This is a genomic window from Aquabacterium sp., from assembly GCF_004297345.1.
GTDB lineage: Bacteria > Pseudomonadota > Gammaproteobacteria > Burkholderiales > Burkholderiaceae_C > Aquabacterium.
Genome location: NZ_SCTN01000471.1, coordinates 1 through 6836, shown reverse-complemented (window position 1 = coordinate 6836; position 6836 = coordinate 1). Strand labels below are relative to the sequence as shown.

General features: G+C 61.0%; 8 protein-coding genes. 2 read left to right on the top strand and 6 right to left on the bottom strand.

Features of this window, described 5'->3' with window-relative positions:
• Positions 1-163: 163 nt before the first annotated feature.
• Positions 164-991: an RNA methyltransferase gene (locus EPO09_RS18215; RefSeq protein WP_290645280.1), complete on the top strand. Its 828-nt coding sequence runs from the start codon at positions 164-166 to the stop codon at positions 989-991.
• Between the two features lie 127 nt (positions 992-1118).
• Positions 1119-1817 carry a Bax inhibitor-1/YccA family protein gene (locus tag EPO09_RS18210; RefSeq protein WP_290645278.1) on the top strand — a complete coding sequence of 233 codons (699 nt, stop codon included), beginning with the start codon at positions 1119-1121 and terminating at the stop codon, positions 1815-1817.
• Positions 1818-1916: 99 nt separating this feature from the next.
• On the opposite strand, the gene dnaB is transcribed toward EPO09_RS18210, so the two are convergent.
• The 6 genes from dnaB to ppsA all read right to left on the bottom strand — a co-directional run.
• On the bottom strand, positions 1917-3353 hold the full coding sequence (gene dnaB / locus EPO09_RS18205) for a replicative DNA helicase (RefSeq protein ID WP_290645276.1): 1437 nt from the start codon (positions 3351-3353) through the stop codon (positions 1917-1919).
• A gap of 210 nt (positions 3354-3563) precedes the next feature.
• Entirely contained in the window at positions 3564-4016 is a 453-nt protein-coding gene (rplI, locus tag EPO09_RS18200) for a 50S ribosomal protein L9 (RefSeq protein ID WP_290645274.1), read from the bottom strand.
• Positions 4017-4028: 12 nt separating this feature from the next.
• Positions 4029-4322 carry a 30S ribosomal protein S18 gene (gene rpsR, locus EPO09_RS18195; protein WP_035034561.1) on the bottom strand — a complete coding sequence of 98 codons (294 nt, stop codon included), beginning with the start codon at positions 4320-4322 and terminating at the stop codon, positions 4029-4031.
• 30 nt (positions 4323-4352) lie between these two features.
• Positions 4353-4643 carry a primosomal replication protein N gene (priB, locus tag EPO09_RS18190; RefSeq protein WP_290645271.1) on the bottom strand — a complete coding sequence of 97 codons (291 nt, stop codon included), beginning with the start codon at positions 4641-4643 and terminating at the stop codon, positions 4353-4355.
• Between the two features lie 63 nt (positions 4644-4706).
• Entirely contained in the window at positions 4707-5072 is a 366-nt protein-coding gene (rpsF, locus tag EPO09_RS18185) for a 30S ribosomal protein S6 (protein ID WP_290645269.1), read from the bottom strand.
• Positions 5073-5264: 192 nt separating this feature from the next.
• On the bottom strand, positions 5265-6836 hold a 1572-nt coding region (gene ppsA, locus EPO09_RS18180; protein ID WP_290645267.1), incomplete at its 5' end, for a phosphoenolpyruvate synthase.

Sequence of the window (6836 nt, the reverse complement as noted above, 5' to 3'; positions counted from 1 at the left end):
GGTTATCCCACCGCAGACCACGTAGCTGCCTTGAAGTTGCATGGCGCGACGCCCGCGCATCGCCGCAGTTTTGGCCCGGTGAAAGTGGTCTTGGGTCTGGCGCCAGATCCCTCGCTGGTGCAGCCGCGTCCGACGCGGCGTTGACACAGAGGCCGTTTTGTTCATGACAACACAACTGATCACATCCCGCGACAACCCGCTGGTTCAGCGCTTGCGCAAACACGTGCAGGACCCTTCTGCCTATCGCAAGTTGGGGGAGGTGTGGCTGGAGGGGGATCACCTGTGCTCGGCGTGCCTGTCGCGTGGCGTGCCTGTTGCCTTGGCCGTGATTGCCGATACCGCCTGGCTGGGTGAGCATGGCGTGGCACCAGCTTTTGATGAGCAGGCGGGCAGGCTCAGCGAGCTGGCCAGGCAGGCAGCCAAAGTGGTGGTGGTGCCCGAGGCCTTGTGGAAGACGTTCACGAGCCTGGAATCGCCTGCGCGCCTGGGCTTCCTGTTGAGCCGTCCGGAGTTGGATGACAAGGGCTCGGCAGTCATTCGACAAGGCGTGCGTACGGTGGTGCTGGACCGCGTGCAGGACGCTGGCAATGTCGGCAGTATCTTGCGCAGTGCGTCTGCCATGGGTTTTGAGCAACTGGTTGCCCTCAAGGGCACGGCCGCGCTGTGGTCGGGCAAGGTGCTCAGAGCGGGCATGGGCGCGCATTTCGCCTTGCATCTGGTGGAGCAGGCCTGCGCCGACGATCTGGATGCACTGGGTGTGCCTTTGGTGGCTACCAGCTCTCACACCGACCAGATGTTGCCGTCAGCGCCGCTGCCGGATCCCTGTGCCTGGGTGATGGGGCACGAAGGGCAGGGCGTGGCCGAGGCGGTCATGGCCCGCTGCCAGTTGAGGGTGGCCATCCCGCAGCCCGGCGGCGAGGAGTCGCTCAATGTGGCTGCCGCTGCCGCCGTGTGTCTGTACGAGTCATTGCGGCGTCGCCCGCCCTGTTGATGTCGTGCTGTGAAATAGGGGTTCTTCTTGAAGATTCAGGTAGAGACCCCATCTGGCTTTAACGGCCTACAATCAAGCTACAGGTGCCAAGCCTATGGCCGGCGCCGATTCTGTTTTCGGAGGATACATGGATCGTTCTATCAAACCCCTTGATGTCGTTTATGGCGGCTCGTCCCTGGGTGTGGACCGTCAGCGGGTGCTGCGCAATACCTACGCCCTGCTGGCCCTGTCGATGGTGCCCACGGTGCTGGGTGCCTGGCTCGGGGTGTCCATGGGCTTCAGCTTCTTTGCCGGCAGCCCCATGATGGGCTTTGTGCTGTTCATGGCCCTGTCGTTCGGCTTCTTCTTCGGCATCGAGAAGTACAAGAACTCAGGCGTGGGCGTGATGCTGCTGCTGTGTTTCACCTTCTTCATGGGCCTGATGCTGTCTCGCCTGATCGGTCACGCGCTGGGCATGTCCAACGGCGTGCGCCTGATCTCGCTGGCCTTTGGCGGCACCGGTGCGGTGTTCCTGGGCATGGCCACGATGGCCAGCACGATGAAGCGTGATGTGTCCAGCATGGGCAAGTGGTTGTTCATGGGCATGATCGTCATCCTGGTTGCTGCCGTGGCCAATATCTGGCTGCAACTGCCTGCACTGCACCTGGCGATCGCAACCATGGCTGTGGTGATCTTCTCGGCCTTCATCCTGTACGACATCAAGCGCGTGCTGGACGGCGGTGAAACCAACTACGTGACGGCCACGCTGGCCATCTATCTGGACGTTTACAACGTGTTCTCGTCACTGCTGCAGTTGCTGATGGCGCTGGGTGGCAACGACGACTGACACTGTCTGCTTGAGTGGCAAGATGAATGACAAAGGCCTGCCGCGAAAACGGCAGGCCTTTTTACTTTGCCTTGCGCTGCTGGAGCTTGGTCGGGCGGATCAGTACTGATCGCCTTCGCCCGTGTAGGTGCCGGGCGCCAGGTTTTCGAAGCGCGTGTTGGACTTCAAGAAGGCCAGGTGCACGGCGCCCACAGGGCCGTTACGCTGTTTACCGATGATGATCTCGGCCTGGCCTTGCAGCTTGGATTCGCGGTTGTAGTACTCGTCGCGGTAGATGAACATGATCACGTCCGCATCCTGCTCGATGGCGCCGGATTCGCGAAGGTCGGACATCATGGGGCGCTTGTCGGGGCGTGTTTCCACCGAGCGGTTGAGCTGAGACAGCGCGATCACCGGGCACTGCAGTTCTTTGGCCAATGCTTTCAAGCCCCGCGAGATTTCACCGATCACGGTGGCGCGGTTTTCCTCATTGCCGCCGGAGCCGCTCATCAGCTGCAAGTAGTCGATGATGATCAGGCCCAGCGTGCCGCCAAACTGGCGTGCCAGGCGACGTGCGCGGGCGCGCAATTCATTGGGAGACAGGCCGGGCGTCTCATCAATGAACACATTGGCTGTGCGCAGCTTTTCAACCGTTTCACTCAGGCGGCTCCATTCGTCGTCAGACAGTCGCCCAGTCCGCAGGTTCTGCTGATTGATGCGACCAATCGAGCCCACCATACGCAGCGCGAGCTGAGAGGCGCCCATTTCCATCGAGAAGATGGCCACAGGCAAGCCTTCGTTCACGGCCACGTTTTCGCCGATGTTCAGCGCGAAGGCCGTTTTACCCATCGAGGGGCGCGCGGCCAGAATGATCAGGTCGCCCTTTTGCAGGCCTGCCGTCATCTTGTCCATGTCGATGAAGCCGGTGCGCACGCCGGTGACGTCATCCAGACCGTTGTCGGCCAGTTCGGTCACGCGGTCCAGCAGGTCGACGACCAAGCCGTCCATGGCGTGAAAGCCTTGCTTGTTCTTGTTGCCTTCCTCGCCGATCTTCATGATCTTGGCTTCGGCTTCGTCGAGGATGTCGGACACCGACTTGCCGTTGGGGCTGAAGGCATTGGTGGCGATCTCATCACTGACCGTGACGAGTTTGCGCAGCACCGCGCGTTCACGCACGATCTCGGCGTAGCGGCGCATGTTGGCCGCGCTGGGCACCGATTGGGCCAGGGCGTTCAGATAGGCCAGCCCGCCGATTTCCGTGCCCTTGCCAGACATCTGAAGCTGCTCGAAGACCGTGATCACGTCAGCCGGCTTGGACGCGTTGATCAGTTGCTGGACCGCCGTGAAGATGAGCTGGTGCTCGTGGCGATAGAAGTCCGAGTCAGACAGCAGATCGGAGGCGCGATCCCAGGCGCTGTTGTCCAGCAGCAGGCCGCCCAGCACACTTTGTTCGGCTTCGATCGAATGCGGCGGGACGCGCAGTTTGGCGACTTCATCGGCGCCAATCGCGTCACTGAGTTTCGAGGGGGAAAACGGAGTCGGAAGAACAGCGGCCATGGTCTGCAATCATAAGCTTGCCTGCGCGCCATGCCTGTGGATAAGGCTGTGGGTATGTGGGCAAGTCTGTGGACAGCCTTGGGACATCCTGGGGATCGGCGTGGATAACCGGGCAGGGCGTTGTTCAGGCATGTTCGTGAAATGACAAAGCCGGCACGAGGCCGGCTTTGATTGGGAGCAGCACGCCACTCCCGTCGGTGCGAGCCCGACTTAGGCGGTTTCGCCAACCACAGCGACGATGATCTCGACGACCACGTCAGTGTGCAGCGACAGCGACACAGGGTGCTCGCCAACAGTCTTCAGAGGACCGTTAGGCAGGCGAACCTGATGCTTGGCCACTTCGAAGCCGGCAGCCTTGAGGCCTTCAGCGATGTCGAAGTTGGTGACCGAACCGAACAGACGGCCGTCCACGCCAGCCTTCTGGCTGATGGAGACAGTCTTGCCGGAGAGCTTCTCGCCCAGGGCTTGAGCGGCGGCCAGCTTTTCAGCCTGGACCTTTTCCAGTTCAGCGCGACGGGCTTCGAATTCGGCGACAGCCTTTTCGGTGGCGCGACGAGCCTGGCCAGTGGGGATCAGGAAGTTACGAGCGTAACCGTCCTTCACGCGGACCACGTCACCCAGGTTGCCCAGGTTGGCGACTTTTTCGAGGAGGATGATTTGCATGTCGATGACTCCTTAGACGCGATGTTGGTCGCTGTAAGGCAGCAGAGCCAGGAAGCGCGCGCGCTTGATGGCGGTGGTCAGCTGACGTTGGTAGATCGCGCGGGTGCCGGTCAGGCGTGCGGGGATGATCTTGCCGTTTTCAGCGATGAAGTCGCGCAGGGTGTCAACGTCCTTGTAGTCGATTTGTTCGACGTTGGCGACGGTGAAGCGGCAGAAGCGCTTGCGACGGAACAGCAGGGATTGCGTGTTGCGCTTACCCTTGCGGTCTTTGGAGAACTTGCCGTTCTTGGAGCGGGGAGCAGCCATGATGACCTCTCAGTATCCGAATGGATGTGTTTAAACGATGTCGTTGAGTTCGGTGATGTGGAGCAGCACGCCACGTCCGTTTCGCGGAGCACCCAGGAAGCCGGCAATGCCCAGGGGCACGCCAACTGGCTGCAGGTTCAATTGCTGTGCAATCGGACCCATCGCCACGGCTCTTATTTCCACCTTCACCTTGCGGGGAAGCTGGGCCTCGGTCACTTCGGATTCGTGCTCAAGCACGACATCGAGTGCGGGCAGGCCGGCGGGTGTGTATCTCAAAGCCTTTCGCTCAATGATCTGGGCTGTTATCAGCACACGGTTCATGAACGTGGGGCTCGCAAAAAACTACTTGCGGACGCGTTGTCTGTCGACGCCTTGCGGCATCAATCAGGCAGCGGCTTGCTCTTGCTGGGCCTTGCGGGCCTCTTCACGCTCAACTTGCTTCATCATCACGGAAGGAGTGGTCTCAGCCTTGTCCTTCAGCACGGTGAGGTGACGCAGCACGGCGTCGTTGAACTTGAAGCCGGTTTCGAGCTCAGCCAGGGTTTCCTTGCTGGTTTCGATGTTCAGGCACAGGTAGTGAGCCTTGGCCAGCTTGTTGATCTGGTAAGCCAGCTGACGACGGCCCCAGTCTTCAAGACGGTGAACCTGGCCGCCGGTCGAGGCGATCAGAGCCTTGTAGCGTTCCAGCATGGCGGGAACTTGTTCGCTTTGATCCGGGTGGATCAGCACGACGATTTCATAGTGACGCATGGATACTCCTTGTGGATTCCAGTTGATGGAAGCCGCTACGAAGCGTCAAACCCGTAAACGGCAAGGGCTGCTCAAGAAATGAGCAACTGATGGAAAGCCTGCGATTGTAGCAAGGAAAACGCCACCCGTAGGTGGCGCTCAGTCGGAAAAGCTGGACTTCTGTTTGAAATCCAGTCAATTTGTCCGAAAATCTTATTTCGCTGCCAGGCGCTGCCAGGTTTCAACAACCGTGTCCGGGTTCAGAGACATCGACACGATGCCTTCATCGGCCAGCCATTCGGCGAAATCGGGGTGGTCCGAAGGGCCCTGGCCGCAGATGCCGATGTACTTGCCGTGTGCACGGCAGGCAGCGATGGCACGCGAGATCATGGCCTTGACGGCAGGGTCGCGCTCGTCGAAGTCGTGGGCCAGCAACTCCAGGCCGGAGTCGCGGTCCAGACCCAGGGTGAGCTGGGTCAGGTCGTTGGAGCCAATCGACATGCCGTCGAAGAACTCCAGGAACTGCTCGGCCAGGATGGCGTTGGAAGGCACTTCGCACATCATGATGACGCGCAGGCCGTCGGTGCCGCCCTTGGAGGCGCGCACCAGCCCGTGGTCAGCCAGCATGTTGGTGACGCGCTCGGCCTGCTTCAAGGTGCGCACGAAGGGCACCATGATCTCGACGTTGGTCAGGCCCATGTCGTTGCGCACGCGCTTGAGCGCCTCGCATTCCATGGCGAAGGCTTCGCCGAACTCGGCGCTGATGTAACGCGAGGCGCCGCGGAAGCCCAGCATGGGGTTTTCTTCCTCGGGCTCGTAGCGCGAACCACCGATCAGCTTCTTGTACTCGTTGGACTTGAAGTCCGACAGGCGCACGATGACGGGCTTGGGCCAGAAGGCCGCAGCGATCGTCGCAATGCCTTCAGCCAGCTTGTCGACATAGAAGGCGCGGGGCGAGGCGTGACCACGGGCCACGGACTCGACCGCCTTCTTCAGGTCGCTGTCGATGTTCGGATAGTCCAGGATGGCCTTGGGGTGGACGCCGATGTTGTTGTTGATGATGAACTCGAGGCGAGCCAGGCCCACGCCGTTGTTGGGCATCTGGCAGAAGTCAAAGGCCAGTTGCGGGTTGCCCACGTTCATCATGATTTTCAGGCCGATGTGGGGCATCTCGCCGCGGGTCACTTCGGTGATTTCGGTTTCCAGCAGGCCTTCGTAGATGTAGCCGGTATCGCCTTCGGAGCAGGCCACGGTCACCAGGGTGCCGTCAGTCAGGCGCTCGGTGGCGTTGCCGCAACCCACGACGGCAGGGATGCCGAGTTCACGGGCAATGATGGCAGCGTGGCAGGTACGGCCGCCACGGTTTGTGACGATGGCCGAAGCGCGCTTCATCACGGGCTCCCAGTTGGGGTCGGTCATGTCGGTGACCAGCACGTCGCCAGGCTTGACGGTGTCCATCTCGGAGATGTTGTGCACGATGCGCACGGGGCCGGTGCCGATCTTTTGGCCGATGGCACGACCTTCAGCCAGGATGGTGCCGGTGCTCTTGAGCTTGTAGCGCTGCTCGACCTTGCCTTGCATCTGGCTCTTGACCGTTTCGGGGCGAGCCTGGAGGATGTAGAGCTTGCCGTCGGTGCCGTCCTTGCCCCATTCGATGTCCATCGGGCGGCCATAGTGCTGCTCGATGACCAGCGCGTAGCGGGCCAGCTCGGTCACGTCCTCGTTGCTCAGGCTGTAGCGGTTACGGGCCTCGACGGTGGTGTCCACGGTCTTGACCAGCTTGCC

Excerpts from the sequence above, each read along its gene's own strand:
- EPO09_RS18215 (WP_290645280.1), top strand. The coding sequence starts at position 164 with ATGACAACACAACTGATCACATCCCGCGACAACCCGCTGGTTCAGCGC.
- EPO09_RS18210 (WP_290645278.1), top strand. The coding sequence starts at position 1,119 with ATGGATCGTTCTATCAAACCCCTTGATGTCGTTTATGGCGGCTCGTCC.
- dnaB (WP_290645276.1), bottom strand. The coding sequence starts at position 3,353 with ATGGCCGCTGTTCTTCCGACTCCGTTTTCCCCCTCGAAACTCAGTGAC.
- rplI (WP_290645274.1), bottom strand. The coding sequence starts at position 4,016 with ATGCAAATCATCCTCCTCGAAAAAGTCGCCAACCTGGGCAACCTGGGT.
- rpsR (WP_035034561.1), bottom strand. The coding sequence starts at position 4,322 with ATGGCTGCTCCCCGCTCCAAGAACGGCAAGTTCTCCAAAGACCGCAAG.
- priB (WP_290645271.1), bottom strand. The coding sequence starts at position 4,643 with ATGAACCGTGTGCTGATAACAGCCCAGATCATTGAGCGAAAGGCTTTG.
- rpsF (WP_290645269.1), bottom strand. The coding sequence starts at position 5,072 with ATGCGTCACTATGAAATCGTCGTGCTGATCCACCCGGATCAAAGCGAA.